Consider the following 16,565-nt stretch of genomic DNA (forward strand, 5'->3'; position numbering starts at 1 on the left):
GCCTTCGGCGGGAGGAACGGGGCGGGAGGAAGCCGGAGTGTCCTCCAGGGGCGCGGAGAGGCCGCCCAGCTCCTCGGCGAGCGCCTTGAGCACTTCCTGGGTGAAGACGATGCGGTCGCGGGCCAGGCGGGCGAGCACGCGCTGCACGGCGGACTCGACGGTGCCCTCGGACGGAATGTCCAGCGCGCGGCCGGAGTCGGTCAGCGCGAAGAGCGCCTTGCGGCCGTCGAGCGGATCCGACTTGCGCTCCAGCAGGCCGCGCTTCTCCAGGCGCTTGAGCACGCCGGTGAGCGTGCTGGGGTGCACGTGGAGGATGTTGGCGAGCGCGCCGGCGGTGATGCCCGGGAAGCGGCCCACCAGCCGGATGACCAGCCGCTGCGGGCCGGTGAGTCCCAGCGTGGACTCCATCCGCTTGGACGTGGACTGCAGACCATGATCCACGGCCCACAGGAGGCGCATGAACTCCAGCACCTCACCCAGCTGCTGCTGATGCGGCTGCGAACCCCGGGACCTGCTGCCGTCCGGGCCTGGTATCGACTCCGGGGCTTGTGTGTCCTTCATGGGCGCATCCTCCCTCACCTCCGGCCTCCCTGTCTTTCCGTTGTGTTCCAAAGGTGGGCGTGTCCTAGCGCGTCGGCCTGGGCGTTCCAGCAAAATCCGGAAGGGGTGCTCTCAGGCGGACGGGGCCGCCCGTCTGGAGGCCGTGGGAGGCTGCGGAAAGCCGCCATCCCCGGGGCATGCCGGGACCTGGGAATGGCGGCCTTCCTGAGCCTGACTCAACCGATGGTTGTATTTTTCATGGGTTCGTGACGCTTGCCTCCCTTCCCGGCGGCAGGGAGGCGGGGACCTGCTCCTTCTTGAGGGTCGTGGGGCCGCTGAGGGCCAGGTGGGCCCTCAGCTTGAGGAACTTCTTCTTGCCGAAGCCCTTGACCCGGACCAGCTCCTCGACGCGACCGAAGGGCCGCTTCTTGCGGTGCTCGAGGATGCGCTGCGCCGCCTTCTCACCCACGCCCGGCAGCAGGTCCAGCTCCGCCGCCGTGGCTTCGTTCAGGTTGACCACCCCCACGTATTGCATGCGCGGGCTGGCGGCGTCCGCACGCCCAGGCCCCATCAGCACGCAGCCCAACACCCACGCCCAGGCCCACTTCACGAGTGGCCCCCCGCGCCCGCCTCCAGCGAAGGCTCGCCGCCGAAGCGGCTGCCGGCCGCCGTGTCGCGCTTCTCCGCCGCCTCGCGCACGTGCAGCTTCCCGTCCAGGGGCAGCACGTCCAACAGCACGTTGAGCGAACCGTCCTTGTTGACGAACGCGCTGCCCGCGCGCACCCAGATGCTCCCGCCCTTGCCCTCGCGGATGGAGAACACCGCCAACCGCTTCCCCGCCATCAGCATCGACACGCTTCCCCCTTCAGAATCCCGCGCCACCACGGCCCGGGCACCTCGCTGGCTCGACCGCCTGAGGTCGCGTCCGGGCTTGAGCAGCCCGCGTGCCAGCGGCGTGCTCCTCTGAGGTTGAGTCAGCGCACCGTGCGGCGGTGCGCGCGGTGTCCACGCGCGGGGATGGGCGCGGATGCTCCAGTGGGGGTCTTGGATGGTGAGAGTCGGGGCCTGCTCGGCACGCACCCTGTTGTCGGGCTCGCTGAGTACCTGACGGAACTGCCTCCGCGTGAGGTCCTCCAGGAGCGTCTCCACCGCGTGATCGAGTCCGCGCGTGCGAGGCTCGAAATCAGTGCGGGGGGCGACGTGGACGTAGCGTCGAGCACGCACGCCGCCGCGATTCGTGGCTCGAAGCGGAGGCCCAAGGGGCGGAAGTGACGGGCTCGCGGGTACAGGGCGCACCTTGACGGGCAGGGCGTGTCCGCAACCCAGAGCCAGAGACGGATGGAGGCGCGATGAGGACCATCGCCAGGCAGTTGGCGGCGCGCTTCTCGTAGCGCGTCGCCACGCGGGTGGGCTCACACCACGCTGGCGTCGACAGTGCCGCGTCCAGTCCAGACGCCTTGCGGACGCGCTCCAGCTGCGTCACGGCGTCAGGAGTTGGCCGGCCACATGAGGACCCCGGGCCATTCGTCGCAAATCTTCCGGGGGTAGCCCGGGTCCACCCGGTCGCTCTGCCAGTCGTAGCGGACGTAGGAGTCTCCCTTGAAGAAGTAGCACTTGCCGGCGAACTGTCCGCCTCCGTTGAGGATGGCGTCGAAGCCCTCGGTGAAGCCCGGGGGCAGGCCATGCCAGCCGTCGGTGATGAGGCGGGGCCCGGAGTCCACCCGGTCGCTCCGCCAGTCGTAGCGCACGTAGGCGTCGCCCTTGAAGAAGTACCCCTTGCCGGCGAAGGGGCCCTGACCGCACACGGCCGCGTCGAGGCCCTCGGTGAAGCCCTCGGGCAGGCCGTGCCAGCCATCGGTGATGCGCCGCGGACCGGAGTCCACCCTGTCGCTCGCCCAGTCGTAGCGGACGTAGGCGTCGCCCTTGAAGAAGTAGCACTTGCCTGCGAAGGGGCCGCCGCCGGTGAGGATGGCGTCGAAGTCCCCGGTGAAGCTCTCGGGCAAGCCATGCCAGCCGTCGGTGATGGGCCGGGGCTGGCCCGGATCGGCCTGGTCGCTCGCCCAGTCGTAGCGGACGTAGGAACTGCCCTCGAAGAAGTACGCCTTGCCGTTGAAGGGACCCTCACCGCAGACGGCGGTGCCCACTCTGTCCAGCCCGTAGTTCCAGCCGAGCTGCCCGCGAGTGAACGCGCACAGGGCCAGCGTGTTCTTATTCATGATGCAGTCGACGTGCTCGTCGGGACAGTTCTCGCAGTTGCGATTCGGAACCTTGAAGGCGCTGTACGGGGTGCCGTCACACGTGCATCCGCTCGACGCGTATTCGTCCAAGGCCCAGAAGATGTGACAGGCCTCGTGGGCGAGCGTGCGGTTGATGTTGTCCGGTCCCCAGCCATCGTTGTCGTAGTGGAGGACGATGGAAGGGCCGCCGCGCAGGGCGTAGCCGAAGTGGGTCAGCGGGTAGCGGGTGAAGAACACCACGAGCGCCTGGGGGACATTCATGCGGCTCGTGAGCTGCCGGACGTACTGCTCCACCCCGGTCGTGCCAGGGTCGAACCCCATCTGCTGGAGGGCGGCGTCCCGCCAGGTCGCCTCGCAGGGCTCGTAGTCCCTGTCGGAGCAATACGGGTCGGCCCTGTCCCGGGCCCAGTCGTAGCGGGCGTAGGCGCTACCTTTGAAGAAGTAGCACTTGCCGGCGAACGGCCCGTCACCTTCGAGGACCGCGTCCAGGCTCGCGGTGCAGCCCGGGGGCAGGTCGTACCAGCCGTCGGTGATGAGGCGGGGCCCGGAGTCCACGCGGTCGCTCTGCCAGTCGTAGCGGATGTAGGAGTCGCCCTTGAAGAAGTAGCCCTTGCCGGCGAAGGGCCCCTGACCGCACACGGCGGCGTCGAAGTCGCTGGTGAAGCCCTCGGGCAGGCCGTACCAGCCATCGGTGATGCGCCGCGGCCCGGAGTCCACGCGGTCGCTCTGCCAGTCGTAACGGACGTAGGAGTCGCCCTTGAAGAAGTAGCACTTGCCCGCGAAGGGACCGTCGCCATTGATGACAGCGTCGAAGTCGCTGGTGAAGCCCTCGGGCAGGCCATGCCAGCAGTCGGCGATGAGGCGGGGCCCGGAGTCCACGCGGTCGCTCTGCCAGTCGTAGCGGATGTAGGAGTCGCCCTTGAAGAAGTAGCCCTTGCCGGCGAAGGGGCCGCGCCCGCACACCGCCGCGTTGAAGCCGCCAGTGAAATCCGCAGGCAGGCCATTCCAGCCGTCGGTGATGCGCATCACGCTACCTGGAGGCGCGGAGACGCTCACGGGGCGGATGTCATAGGAGAAGGACACGCGCGCCCGGGGCTCCGCGCCGACCAGGAAGTTCAGCCCCTCCAGCGCCTCCTGGACGACCTTGCTCCGTTGCTCCGAGGAGAAGTCCAGTCCCTCGCCGGGGCCCGAAACGATGACGAGCCCGATGCCCACGGGGCCTGTCAGGGCCCTGCGCGGGATGACCTTCAGGGCCTTTTCCTTCTCCGCGTCCTTCTTCCTCGGGGGCTGGTAGCCCGGAGCATCCCAGGGCAGGCCTTCGGCCGGACCCATTTCCTTCCGTCTGGCTTTGTCCTCCATCGCCCGCCATGCATCCACCGCCAGGCTCGAGGCGCCGTCGAGCGCCTCCGGCTGGAGCGGCTGTGAATACTTCAGCGCCGCCACCTCCACCCCCTCGGGTAGCTCGGCGACAAACACCGACTCGGAGAAGCGGTGGAGTTCCCGCCCCCCGAGGCTCTCCCATTCCTGCATGGCTGCTGCAGGGTCCTTCGTGGACAGCACGTGCTTGAACATGTCTCGCCCTCCCTTTGGAACCCTGGGCACTTGCGGGGCCGTGACAAGGTGAGCGGCACGTAACGCCCGAGCGGGAGGTCACCAACCGAGCACCTTTGCCCCGAAGATGCCGACCGCCAGCGCGGACACGAGGACGAAGTAAGGCCATCCGCGCGTGCGCGGCCCTCGCGCTCCAGCGGACTGCGACTTGTCCGGTACGACCTCGGGGCGCCTCTCGCGAGCCATGGGTATGTGCAGGAAGCGCTCCAGCACCGGCTTGCGCGGTGGCGGCGTACTGGACTCGGCGGGCCACTCGGGCCGGCGGATGCGCCGCTGCGCTACGCCTTGCCCTTCGGCCGGGGGCACCTCCTCCCACTCGAGGAGGCCCGCCTCCTCGGGCTTGAGGTCGCGGTGCAGCACGCCCCTCTCGTGCAGGACCCCGGAGCCAAGGCCACCTTCCCGGCCTTCTCCGACAGAACGAGTCAGGACGGGTGGAGTGTCTCGGCCCAGGTGTCCAGCGCCAGCCCGTCCACCCAGTTGTCGACGCCAGCGTGGAGTGAGCCCACCAGCACGTGGCAGGCGCCCGGGGGACGCCGGTAAAGGGGGGGAGGCGTCCCGCGTGCGCATACGCCAGGCGCGCCGCGCCGACTGCCGGACGCCCTCTTCGGGGACAGAGTGGTGAAGCAGCCGCCGTTGTCGAGCACCAGCACGATGCGGCGGCCCGGGCACCTCGCTGGCTCGACCGCCTGAGGTCGCGTCCGGGCTCGAGCAGCCCACGTGTCAGCGGCGTGCTCCTCTGAGGTTGAGTCAGCGCACCGTGCGGCGGTGTGCGCGGGGATGGGCGCGGATGCTCCAGTGGGGGTCTTTGCGCGGTGAGAGCCGGGGCATTGCGTCCGCACCTCGGTCACCGGGGGCAGGGATGGCGGCCGAATTGTCTCCGCAGTGCGGAGACAATTGGGGGCACGCTCCTGCCGCGGCTTCGGCGAGAAGAACCTGCGCCGGTCGCTCCAGCTCGCCACCGACTTCCCGACGCGAAGATTGTCGCAGCACTGCTGCGACAATTGGGGCGAGGAAATGGAAAGCGTCTCAGCGCTCGCTGTCGAGCATCTTCATCTGCTGCTCGGGGTAGCGCGTGCCGGCGATAGCTTCCTTCGGGAGGATCGCCTCGACGGCGGCCACGTCGTCGGACGACAGGGGCTTCTCCAGCGCGCCGAGCACGTCGAGCAGTTGCTTGCGCGTGCGTGCGCCGACCACGGGCACGAACCCTGGTTGCTTCGCCAGCACCCACGCCACGGAGAGCTGGGCCGGTGTCATCCCGCGCTCCGCGGCGTACGCGTGGAAGCGCGCGACGGTCGCTGCGTTGCGTTGGCCTGCCTCGCCAGCAAAGCGCGGGTAGTGCATGCGGGCGCCCTCCACCTTCGCGCCGGTCAACAGTCCACGAGAGAGCACGCCGTACAGCGTCGCGCTCATGCCCAGCTCGGTGAGTGTGGGGAAGAGGGTCTTCTCCGGCTCGCGCGTGATGAGCGAGTACTCGATCTGCAGGTCGCTCAAGGGGTGCACCTTCGCCGCGCGGCGAAGGGTCTCGGCGCCCACCTCGGAGAGCCCGATGCTTCGCACGTAGCCGCCCTTCACCAGGTCGGCGATCGCGCCCACCGTGTCCTCAATCGGCACATTCGGGTCCAGCCGGGCGGGGCGATAGACGTCGATGTGATCGACGCCGAGCCGCTGCAAGCTGTACGTGACGAAGTTCTTCACCGCCGCGGGGCGGCCATCGAAGCCCACGGGCGCCCCGTCCGGCCCACGCATGGCTCCGAACTTCACCGAGAGCCGCACCTTGTCGCGCTGGCCCTCGATGGCGCGGCGGATGAGCAGCTCGTTGTGCCCGCTGGCGTAGAAGTCGGCCGTGTCCAGCAGCGTCACCCCACGGTCGATCGCCTCGCGGATCGTCGCGATGCTCTCGCTCTCGTCGGACGGCCCGTATGCTCCGGACATGCCCATGCAGCCGAGCGCGATGGGAAACACCCGCGGGCCTGTCCTGCCGAGTTGCGTCGTGCGGTGGGTCGGGGGCATGGCTTCCTCTCCTCCTGCGGTTGAGCTATACGGAACGTTGTTCCGGTACGAACCCTCATATGCGGAACGTTGTTCCGTTTGTCAAGGCGATGAAGAAGACCCCCAGAGCGGATGCGCAGCGAAACCTTGACTCCCTTCTCGAAGCGGCGAAGGCCGTGTTCGCCGAGTCCGGGGTCGACGCGCCCGTCCGCGAGATCGCGAGCCGTGCGGGCGTCGGCATCGCGACGGTGTATCGACACTTTCCACAGCGGGCCGATCTGATCGCCGCCGTGTACCGGCGCGAAATCGACGCATGCGCGGCCGAAGCCCCGGCGCTGGCGCGCGAGCATGAGGCGTTCGAAGCGCTGACGCGGTGGCTTCACCGGTTCACGAGTTTGATTGCCACCAAGCGAGGCCTTGCCGCGTCGCTCAATGCCCAGGATCCGGCGTATCAGGCGCTGCCCGCGTATTTTCGGGAGCACCTCGAACCGGCGCTCCAGTCTCTGCTCGCTGCTGCCGCGGCGGCAGGGCAGGTGCGCAAGGACGTTGACGCGTACGAGCTCCTGCGAGGCGTGGCGAATCTCTGCGTTCCCGTCGCGGAGGTCGGCCCCGGCTTCACTCGCAGGATGGTCGACCTGCTCATCGACGGGCTGCGCCACGGCGCGTCGGCGCCCGTGCCTTGACGGGCTGGGAGTGACCTCCTAGAAGGGCCGGGCCCTTGGGTGCCCATGCCGGGCCTTCAAGAGGGAAGCCGGTGCGAGTCCGGCGCGGTCCCGCCACTGTGAACGGGTTGCCCTGAGGTCCAGGGCTGGAAGCCTCGGCTGTCACCACTTTCGCGTCAGCGGATGCGAAGGGAAGGTGGAGGGTTCCTTCCAGAAGGGCGCAGCGTGCGCCCACGTCTGGAGCCTGTCAGCCAGGAGACCTGCCCAGGGGTGCGGCAGCGGTGCTGCCGTGAGGCCTTCTCTCTTCGACGGAGGGAGCGGAAGGCGGAGCATGTTGCGCTCGCTTCTCGCCCGGGCCGTCGTCGGTCTGGTGCTCAGCTTCCAGGGACTGGCCCAGGCCGGGCAGGAAACGCCTGCGCCCGAGGCCAGCGAGGCGCCCCTTCCTGAGTTCATCCTCCCCACCGTGGAGGTCATCGGCAAGGAAGTCCCCGAAGCACCCGTCGACTCCGCTCGACGCCGCGACCCCACGGGCGCCATCACAGTCATCGATGCTCGCGAGCGCGCGGGCGAAGCGCGCGACACCGCGGAGTTGCTCGGCGGCTCCGCGAGCCTCGTCGTGCAGGACTCCGGTGGATACGGGCAGAGCAAGAGCCTGGTGGTTCGCGGCGCGTCGTCCAATGGCGTGCTCGTGTTCCTGGACGGCATCCCGCTCAACGGCGCGGGCGGCGTCGCGGACCTGTCGCTCATCCCCGTCGCGCTGCTGGAGCGCATGGAGATCCTTCGCGGCGCGGCCGGTGCCCGCTACGGCGCGGGCGGACTGGGCGGCGCGGTCAACCTCGTCACCCGCGCGCCTTCGTCGCGGCTGCTCTCCAGCGGAGAGGTCACCTACGGCAGCTTCGACACCGTGATGGCCCATGTCGCCGCGTCGGGCGCGCTGCTCGATGGCCAGGCGCTGGTGCTGCTGCATGGCGGCCGTTCCCAGGGCGACTTCAGCTACCGCGTCGACGAACTGCCCGCGCTGGACGACAACCCGCTCACGCAGGATGTGCGCACGCGCAATGACGCTCGCGGTGGCGGCGCGCTCCTGAAGTACCGGCGTGGTCTGGACGGTGGCGGACGCGTGGACGTGCTCGCGGAGTTGTCGCTGGAGGACCGCGCGCTCGCGGGCACCGTGCAGAACCCGACCGTGTCCCGTCGCCAGGACCAGACGCGCCTGTCGCTGGGCGCTCGCTGGGCACGGCCCTTCGGTGACACGGGCGAGGGCAGTGCTCGCGGCTTCTTCCGTCGCGACTGGCTGGACGTCACCGGTGGCACCACCGGCGTGGACGCTGGTGCGCAGCGCTACAGCGTGGGCGGCGTGGAGGTGGAGGGGCGCGCGGTGCTGGGACGCAACGCGCTCGCTGTCACGCTCGCTGGATCATCGGAGTCCGTCACGCAGGCGGTGGGCGGGCAGGCCGCGTCGTGGTGGCGCGCGAGCGTCATGGCCATGGACGAACTGTCCCTGTTCTCCGAGCGCTTGAAGCTGGTGCCTTCTGTGCGCGTGGAGCGCGTGGGGCACTACTCGCTCCTGTCGCCCAAGCTGGGCGCGAGCGTGGTTCTGGGCCACGGCTTCGGCGTGCGCGCCAACGCGGGCCAGTCCCACCGCGCGCCGTCGTTCCTGGAGCTCTACATCCGTCAGGGCCTGCTGCTGCCCAACCCGGAGCTCAAGCCCGAGCGCGCCCTCTCCGTGGACGCCGCGGCCCTGTGGAGCGACGACATCTGGAGCGTCACCGTGGGCGGCTTCGCGGCGGTGTACGAGAACCTCATCGCCTACGAGCTGTACCCGCCGAATCTAGCCAGGCCCTACAACTTCGCCGCCGCTCGTGTGTGGGGCGCGGAGGTGGAACTGGAGGCCCGGCCTCGTGCGTGGCTCACCGCCACCAGCAGCTATGCGTGGACCCGCACGCAGAACCGTTACGGCGACCCTCGCTATTTCGGCAAGGAGTTGCCGTATCGCCCTCGCCACAAGTGGGTGGGCCGGCTGCGCGTGGGACCGGATTGGCTCAATGGCCGCACGGAAGTCCTCGTCCAGTCCGCTCAGTTGATCAACCGCGTGGGCGAGGCACGGCTGTCGCTGCCTTCGCGCACCTGGGTGAGCGTGGGGGCCTCCAGCACCTTCCTGCACCGGCCGGACCTCACCGTGTCGTTCGACGTGAAGAACCTGCTCGATGCGCGGACCGCCGACTACACCGGCATGCCGCTGCCCGGCCGCGCCGCCTACGTGACGCTCTCCGTGGCGCTCGACCCTTCCCCCTCCGAGGACTCCCATGTCGCGTCCCCTCCCTGATGCTCGGCTCGCGCTGCTGCTGTCGGCCCTGGCGGCGGCGCTCCTCACCGGATGCCCGGAGGAGAAGGTCCTGTGCACGTCCGGCCTCAGCGTTTGTGGCACCGAATGCGTGGACCTCCAGGGCGACCCGTCGAACTGCGGCGCGTGTGGTGCCTCATGCGGGGCAGGGGAGACGTGTCAGGCGGGCGTATGCGGATGCCAGCCGGGCACGGAGACGTGTGGTGACGCGTGCGTCGCGCTCGCGAGCGACCCGCTGAACTGTGGCGCTTGCGGCGCCGCGTGTCCGTCCGGCCAGGTCTGCGAATCCGGCACCTGCCGCGAGGGATGCTCCGCCGGCGCGGATCGGTGCGGGGACAGCTGCGTCGTGCTCGCGAATGATCCGCTCAACTGTGGCGCTTGCGGCGCGGTGTGCCCGGATGTGCAGTCCTGCCACTCGGGCCGGTGCATGTATGACGTGGTGACGGCCTGCTACACCAACGGGCAGCTCGTGGGCATCCAGGCGGGGACGGACCGGATGGGGCCCCGGCGGCAGTTCGGCTCGGGCGTGCAGGTGCTGGCGGCTTGGGATGGCGTGGTGCTGGCGGCGGACGCAGCGCGCTCGGTGCTGTCGCAGGCTCCCGCGGGGGCACTGGGGACGGTGGCGGAGGAGGACTCGCTGGGCGCGGTGGCGGCTTCGCCCAATGACATCTTCGTGGACCCTCCGTATGTGTATGTCCTCGACTCGGTGAACAACACGCTCCAGGTGCTCAAGCGGGAAGGGGCGGCGCAGGGCGGGGGGCTGGGATTGCGCACGGTGGGGCAGGTGAACCTGGGCGCGAACACCAGCCCGCAGGTCATCACGAAGCGCGGAGACACGTTCTACATCCCGCTGTTCGGCACGGCCGGCTCCGACTTCAAGCAGGGCAACGCCGTGGCTCGCGTCAACGTGAGCGACCCGGAGAAGCCCCGGCTCGTGGACACCGTTCCGCTCACCGGCCTGGACCTGAAGTCCTTCGACGGCGGCACGACGATGGCGCTTCCCTACGCGGCGGTGTCCGTGGACGCGGGCGTGTACGTCGCGCTCACCAACCTGAACCCCGCGAATGACTATCTGCCCAACGGGCCCGGGATGCTCGCGCGCATCGACCCGGCGGATGGTGGGGTGCATGCCATCGACCTGGGCGCGAAGGACTGCCTCAACGCGGGTGACGTGCAGGCCGTGGGTGACCAGTTGGTGGTGAGCTGCCTGGGCGAGGCGGTGTTCGACACCGCGGGCGGCTACCAGGCCAAGGCGGTGCGGGCCACGGGGCTGGTGCTGGTGAAGGATGACAAGCCCGTGGCGTCGTATGCGCTGTCGCCGGGCTGCACCGGGGGGCCTGAGAATGGCTGCGACCTCGCGGTGGGAGGACGGCTCGCGGTGGTGGGCAATGCCGTTTACGTCACGGACGTGAACGCGGGCCGCGTGTTCGTGGTGGAGGTGCGCGACGGCCAGTTCGTCGAGCGGCGCGGCAACTCCACGCCGCAAGCGACGGGGCCGGCGCTGGATGCGTGTCCGGTGGATCCTCGGCGCGGCATCTCCAATGCCATCGACATCGTCGCGGTGCCGTGAGGAGTTGACTTTGGCTTGTATTGACAAGCCCTGCCGTCCGCCATACTCCAGCGCCTGTCGTTGGTACGCCGCATCCGCACGGTGTGGCGTTTAAAGGGAACCCGGTGTGAGTCCGGGACTGCCCCGCAGCGGTGAGCAGGAACGAACGCCGTCCTCGCAAGCACTGGCCCTTCCGTGGGCTGGGAAGCGACGGCCAGTAGGTGGGTGACCCGATGAGGGCCACCCGCGCCTGTGAGTCCGAAGACCTGCCACGACCCATGCCTCCGGGCATGGCCAGACCGGAGCCTCCGAGGGGAGGTGACGGAGGTCTTCCGCTCGCGCGGCGTGTCGTGTCCTGACGTGTCCCTCGTTCGCGGTCCGCTCTCCGTCCATGCCCCTTGGATTCACCTCGCCCGTGGGGGCGATGCAAGGGAGCAGTCGCGGATGAAGACAGAGCGGATGATGACGGGACGGGGACTCCAGGGCTTCGCGTGGGTGCTGACGACCCTCGCGATGGCGCTGACCAGTACGGGCTGCGGCGATGAGTGCGTCGATGAGTTCGACTGCCGCGAGCAGGGAACTGCTCCCGCGGGACAGCGCTACACCTGCGCCGAGAAGCGTTGTGAGCTGAGGTCCATCTCCACGCCGGATGCCGACACGGAGACCGATGCCGGCACGAGCACGGACGCCGGTACGAGCACGGATGCGGGTACGGGCAGCGATGCCGGTACGACCACCGACGCGGGCACGGAGACGGACGCGGGCACGGAGACGGACGCGGGCACGGAGCCCGACGCCGGTACGACCACTGACGCGGGCACGGAGACGGACGCCGGCACGGAGACGGACGCAGGAACGGACACCGATGCGGGCTCGGATCCGTGCGAGGTCGCGACCTACGACCCGAAGCTGGGCACGCTCCAGCTCCAGGCGGGCTTCGTGGCCGGTGAGGCCGCGTCGCTTCCCGCGGCCGCGGGCCCGGTGGGCGTGACGCCCGGTCCCACGTACTCGCTCTACACGGTCGTGTCGGACGGCTACTCCGGTCCGCATGCGCTGTACTCGCTGGGCACGTGGCCGCAGGTGTCACTGGGCGCGGCGCCGCTGTTCGACGTGGCCGCTCCCGCGGATCGCGGGCCCTCCGCCTCACTCTTCCTCAGTCCCTTCGTGGAGACGGATGGCCAGCGCGTCCTCACTGGCTACACGAAGTCCGGCGCGGGCTTCCCGGGCACCGTGGGTGTGTACGACATCGCCGTGCCCGCCAGCTCCACCTACGTCTCCGCGCCGAGCAACTTCTCCGCGGGCGTCGTGCCGGGCGCGTTCCTCATCAACGGCGGCGGGCTCGACACGGTGTCGGCCGGTCTGGCCGTCTACGCGCTGAAGACGGACAGCTCGCCGTTCACCGCGCTGAAGGTGGGCACGCTTCCCCCGGAGACGGGCGGCAGCGGCTTCACCGCCGTGGCAACCAACGGCGTCGCGATGCTCGGCTACTTCTCCGACGACACCTACCTCAACGAGGGCCGCGCGGTAGGCCCGGCGGCCATCACCGAGGCGCTCAGGTCCGGCACGCCCTTCAACGTGGCGGATGCGCCCGCGCTCGACGTGGGCTCCAACTTCATCGCCGCTTCGGGCCACGGCGAGGGCGTGTCCGTGCTCCGCGGCGACTACGTCCCGCCCGACTACAACTTCGCCGGCACGGACGTCTCGCGCTTCGCCTTCACCGTGACGGAGGCCGGCGCGACCGTGACCGTCGGTGCCCGTCAGCCGGTCCTCGTCTACGCGGACCAATGCACGCGCGTGACCGGGATGACCGCCATCGGGTCGGATCTTCTCGTCGGCGTCGATGACAAGAACGGCGAGCGCCTGGTCCGCATCCAGCAGGCCCCTCAGCTCCGGTGAGCACGCCCATGAAGAAGACCCTTCTTCCAAAGTCGTTCGCGCTGGGCTTCACCGCGCTCCTCGCCGTGGCGTGCGGTGGCGAGGACTGGCAGGACTCCCTCCAGGGCCAGCCGCTGGTGGGGGACCCGTTCGCGGACCGCATCGTGTCCTTCGCTCCGGGAACGGGCGCCGGGTTCGGTCAGAGCCAGTTGCCGGGCATCGTGCTGGGCGCTCCGCAGGGGGATGGCGCGTCGTCGGGCTCGCTGGACGTGCTGTCGCTCGGGCGCAACGGCGTCATCGTCCTGGATTTCACGGACATCGCCGTGACGGACGGGCCGGGCGTGGACCTGCTCGTCTTCGAGAACGCGTTCATCAAGCCCAGCGGCAAGCCGTTCGCGGAGACGGGCGTGGTGGCCGTCAGCGACGACGGCGTCACCTGGCACGAGTTCCCCTGCGCGTCCTCCGACGTGGCGAACAACTACCCGGGCTGCGCGGGTGTCACGCCCGTGTACTCGCACCCCTCCAACGGCATCCCGGCCACCGACCCGGCCGTGGCGGGCGGGGACGGCTTCGACCTGGCGGACGTGGGGCTCACCCGTGCCCGCTTCGTGCGCATCCGCGATTCGGGCGCCAACGGCTACGCGGGCACCAGCGGCGGCTTCGACCTGGATGCCGTCGCCGTGGTGAACGGCGTGCAGCTGCCGTAGTCGCGCACGAGCGCCGGGGCCGTTCTCCAGCGGACGGTCCCGGCGGACTCGCGCTCGCATCCGGTGCGTCCGGGCCGGGGGAGGCTTCCGGGGTGGGAGTGGCGGCATTACATGCCCGCTGTCCCTCCCCCGGGTGCGCTTCCATGAACAGTCGTTCCGCCTCACTCCTCGTGCTGCTGGGCGTCCTGCTCGGCGTGGCCGCTCCGTTCCTTCTTCCCTCGGTGGTCTGGGCGCAGACGTCCCGCACCGCGCCACGGAAGGAAGTGCCTCCGCCGCCCGCGCCTCCGCCGGCACCGGCGTACGAGTACACCTTCGTCAAGCGCGAGAGCCCGGATGAGGACCTCGTGGAGCTCCAGCGGCTGGGCGGCGAGGGCTGGCGCGTGGTGTCCACCGTCGTCGTGGACGGCAGCACGCGGCGCTACGTGCTGATGCGCGAGCGACGCGCCGAACCCGCGCCGCATTGACTTTGCCCCGGGGTCGCCATAGTCCGGCCCCGTCATCGATGCCTTCCCGCCATGGGGCGTGAGGGCTTTCAGGGAACCCGGTGTGAGTCCGGGACTGCCCCGCAGCGGTAAGCAGAAACAGTGTTCACACGAACGCCGTTCCCGCGAGTCCGAAGACCTGGCGACGACCCGGCGTCCTCTTCACGGAGGGCCCGGCGACAGACCGGAACCTCCGCGGGGAGCTGACGGCGAAGGCAGACCACCAGGGGGCGACGCGCGCCTGGCGGTCGGATGCCTTCCGTCCGCGCAGCCTCCCGCCAGGGAAATGCCTTCCGCCTCCGGGCGGGAAGGCCAGGAGCGAGGACGCGATGCGGACCGACATGATGCGGATGGGCACGAAGGGCCAGCGCGCGGCGCTGATGGGCGCCCTGCTGGCGGTGGTGCTGGGCGGCACGGGCTGCGGCGATGAGTGCGTGGACTCCATCGACTGCCGCGACAAGGGCGCGGTCCCGGCGGGCCAGGCCTGGGCCTGCGTCGAGGAGCTGTGCACCCAGGTCGTCGTCGACATCGAAGAGGACGACGCGGGCACGGACGCGGGCACCGGCACGGACGCGGGCACGGAGACGGACGCGGGCACGGAGACCGACGGTGGCACCGGCACGGACGCGGGCACGGATGGCGGCACGGTCGCTTGTGCCCCGCTGCCTCGCGAGCAGGTGCTGGGCACGCTCCAGCTCCAGACGGGCTTCAGCGTCGCGGAGTCCGCGGACCTGTCTCCGGAAGTGGTCGCGGTGGTGTCCACGCCGGGCCCCACGTATTCGCTCTTCGCGGTGCGCCAGACGGCCACCGGCCGTGACGTCTTCTCGCTGGGCACCTGGCCGGAACTGGCGCTGGGGGACACGGCGATCGACACGGTGATCGCGCCCGCGGATCGCGCCAACCCGACCGCCACGTTCGCGTCCTACTTCCTGGCCCATGACGGCACGCGCCTGCTCGCGGGCTACACGAAGAGCGGCTTCCCCGCCCCGGGCTCCGTCGCGGTGGTGGATCCGTCCAAGCGCGACGCGACGACCTATCTCGATGCGCCGGACAACTACTCCGCCGCGGGCACCACGGACGCGTTCTTCGTCAATGGCAGCGGCCTGGAAAGGCTGTCGGGCTCCCTGGGCGTCTACGCGCTGGTGACCTCCGGCAAGCCCTTCGTCAAGTTCAAGGTGGTGGACTTCCCGGCGCAGGTGGGCGCCAGCGGCGTCACCGCCATCGCGCAGAACGGCATCGGGGTGTTTGGCTACGCGGCGGCGGACACGTACGTGAACGTGGCCCACGCCGTGTCCAGCGCGAAGCTGGGCGAGGCGCTGGCCTCGGGAACGCCGGTGGTGCTCACCAACGAGCCGAAGGTGGACGTGGGCAGTGACTTCAACGCCGCCGCCAGCTTCGGCAACGGCGTGGCGGTGGCGCGCGGCGCCTACGGTGCCACGGGCTTCGGCGTCACGGACGTGTCGCGCTTCTCGCTCACGCCCGGCCTGGGCGGCGGTCAGCCCGTCAACGTGGGCTCGCGTGAGGCGGTGCTCAACACCGCGGATGCGTGCACGGCCGTGGAGCTGCTGTCGTCGCTGGGCGCAGACCTGCTCGTGGGCGTGAAGGACGTCAACGGCCGCCGCCTCGTGCGCATCCAGCAGGGCCAGTGATGAAGCACCCACTGCTCGCGCTTGGCGCGCTGCTGGCCCTGGGCGCGTGCACGGGCGACTCGGAGCCCGGTCCACTTCCGGGGGATGACATCGTGGATTCCGGCACCCACGCGGATGCCGGTGTCCCCGATGCAGGCTCGGAGGTCGACGCAGGGACGGACACGGATGCCGGTGTCGACGCGGGCTCGCGGCCGGTGGATCCGTTCGCGGACCGCGTGACGGCGTACCAGTTCGGCGACTCGGCCGGCTTCGGGCAGGACCGCTTCCCGGACGTCGTGTTCGGGCCGCCCGTGGGTGCGGGGCAGAGCACGGGCTCGCTCGACGTGCTGTCGCTGGGGCGGGGCGGCTCCATCACCCTGGAGTTCACCGACCTGTTCGCGGTGGACGGCCCGGGCGTGGACCTGCTCGTGTTCGAGAACGCCTTCCAGAAGTACGGCGGCGACATCTTCGCGGAGACAGCGCAGGTGTCCGTCAGCGACGACGGCGTCACCTGGTTCGACTTCCCGTGCGCCGCCACCGACAAGGACGGCGGCTACCCGGGCTGTGCCGGGACGCATCCGGTGCACTCGGCCCCGGACAACGGCGTGTCCCCCACCGACCCGGCCGTGGCGGGCGGGGACGGCTTCGACCTGGCGGACGTGGGCCTCCCCCGTGCGCGCTTCGTGCGCCTCACCGACACGGGACTCAACAGCTACGGCGGCACGTCCGGCGGCTTCGACCTGGATGCGTTGTCGGTGGTGAACGGCCAGCTCCCCGACGGCGGCGTGCCGTGAGCATGCGCGCTCCCCACCTGCCTCCCGAAGACGCGGAGGCGGGTGGGGGGCCTCTGAGGGACTCCAGGGGCCCGCGTCCTGTCCGTTGACCGCATTCCGCACACTGCGCGTGGGTGACTTCCTCTTCATCCACCGTCCCAGGTGAAC

14 protein-coding genes and 3 riboswitches are annotated in these 16,565 nt (G+C 70.1%); of the genes, 8 read left to right on the forward strand and 6 right to left on the reverse strand.

Going from position 1 to position 16,565, the window contains the following annotated elements:
* From D7Y21_RS27550 to D7Y21_RS27585, 6 genes are all read right to left on the reverse strand, one after another.
* Positions 1-561 (reverse strand): MarR family winged helix-turn-helix transcriptional regulator (locus D7Y21_RS27550; RefSeq protein ID WP_120561198.1); only part of this gene is annotated, 561 nt, incomplete at its 3' end.
* A gap of 235 nt (positions 562-796) precedes the next feature.
* Positions 797-1,150, reverse strand: a complete 354-nt coding sequence (locus tag D7Y21_RS27555) for a helix-hairpin-helix domain-containing protein (protein WP_120561199.1) — start codon at positions 1,148-1,150, stop codon at positions 797-799.
* Positions 1,147-1,389 carry a hypothetical protein gene (locus tag D7Y21_RS27560; protein ID WP_120561200.1) on the reverse strand — a complete coding sequence of 81 codons (243 nt, stop codon included), beginning with the start codon at positions 1,387-1,389 and terminating at the stop codon, positions 1,147-1,149. The genes D7Y21_RS27555 and D7Y21_RS27560 overlap by 4 nt, the downstream gene beginning before the upstream one ends.
* A gap of 638 nt (positions 1,390-2,027) precedes the next feature.
* Entirely contained in the window at positions 2,028-4,349 is a 2,322-nt protein-coding gene (locus D7Y21_RS27570) for a hemopexin repeat-containing protein (protein ID WP_121716721.1), read from the reverse strand.
* 78 nt (positions 4,350-4,427) lie between these two features.
* Entirely contained in the window at positions 4,428-4,748 is a 321-nt protein-coding gene (locus D7Y21_RS27575; RefSeq protein ID WP_121716723.1) for a hypothetical protein, read from the reverse strand.
* Positions 4,749-5,414: 666 nt separating this feature from the next.
* Positions 5,415-6,398 carry an aldo/keto reductase gene (locus D7Y21_RS27585; RefSeq protein ID WP_121716727.1) on the reverse strand — a complete coding sequence of 328 codons (984 nt, stop codon included), beginning with the start codon at positions 6,396-6,398 and terminating at the stop codon, positions 5,415-5,417.
* Between the two features lie 89 nt (positions 6,399-6,487).
* On the opposite strand from D7Y21_RS27585, the gene D7Y21_RS27590 reads away from it, so the two are divergent.
* The 8 genes from D7Y21_RS27590 to D7Y21_RS27625 all read left to right on the forward strand — a co-directional run bounded on the left by D7Y21_RS27590 (position 6,488) and on the right by D7Y21_RS27625 (position 16,418).
* Entirely contained in the window at positions 6,488-7,060 is a 573-nt protein-coding gene (locus D7Y21_RS27590) for a TetR/AcrR family transcriptional regulator (RefSeq protein WP_233612304.1), read from the forward strand.
* 35 nt (positions 7,061-7,095) lie between these two features.
* Positions 7,096-7,307: riboswitch (cobalamin riboswitch) on the forward strand.
* 63 nt (positions 7,308-7,370) lie between these two features.
* Entirely contained in the window at positions 7,371-9,365 is a 1,995-nt protein-coding gene (locus tag D7Y21_RS27595) for a TonB-dependent siderophore receptor (protein ID WP_121716731.1), read from the forward strand.
* A complete protein-coding gene (locus D7Y21_RS27600; RefSeq protein WP_121716733.1) occupies positions 9,346-10,953 on the forward strand; it encodes an MXAN_6577-like cysteine-rich protein in 1,608 nt (535 codons plus the stop codon). The genes D7Y21_RS27595 and D7Y21_RS27600 overlap by 20 nt, the downstream gene beginning before the upstream one ends.
* Positions 10,954-10,997: 44 nt before the next feature.
* Positions 10,998-11,221, forward strand: a riboswitch (cobalamin riboswitch).
* A 155-nt stretch (positions 11,222-11,376) separates the two neighbouring features.
* Positions 11,377-12,828, forward strand: a complete 1,452-nt coding sequence (locus D7Y21_RS27605; RefSeq protein WP_121716735.1) for a hypothetical protein — start codon at positions 11,377-11,379, stop codon at positions 12,826-12,828.
* Positions 12,829-12,836: 8 nt separating this feature from the next.
* Positions 12,837-13,514, forward strand: a complete 678-nt coding sequence (locus D7Y21_RS27610; protein WP_121716737.1) for a cell surface protein — start codon at positions 12,837-12,839, stop codon at positions 13,512-13,514.
* 143 nt (positions 13,515-13,657) lie between these two features.
* Positions 13,658-13,978 (forward strand): hypothetical protein, encoded by a 321-nt coding sequence (locus D7Y21_RS27615; protein ID WP_120561209.1) that lies wholly within the window; start codon positions 13,658-13,660, stop codon positions 13,976-13,978.
* 19 nt (positions 13,979-13,997) lie between these two features.
* Positions 13,998-14,158: riboswitch (cobalamin riboswitch) on the forward strand.
* 167 nt (positions 14,159-14,325) lie between these two features.
* A complete protein-coding gene (locus tag D7Y21_RS27620; protein WP_121716739.1) occupies positions 14,326-15,645 on the forward strand; it encodes a hypothetical protein in 1,320 nt (439 codons plus the stop codon).
* Positions 15,645-16,418 carry a cell surface protein gene (locus D7Y21_RS27625; RefSeq protein ID WP_120561211.1) on the forward strand — a complete coding sequence of 258 codons (774 nt, stop codon included), beginning with the start codon at positions 15,645-15,647 and terminating at the stop codon, positions 16,416-16,418. Before D7Y21_RS27620 ends, D7Y21_RS27625 begins: the two co-directional genes overlap by 1 nt.
* Positions 16,419-16,565: the final 147 nt, after the last annotated feature.

It is taken from the genome of Corallococcus sp. AB045, from assembly GCF_003668895.1.
GTDB lineage: Bacteria > Myxococcota > Myxococcia > Myxococcales > Myxococcaceae > Corallococcus > Corallococcus coralloides.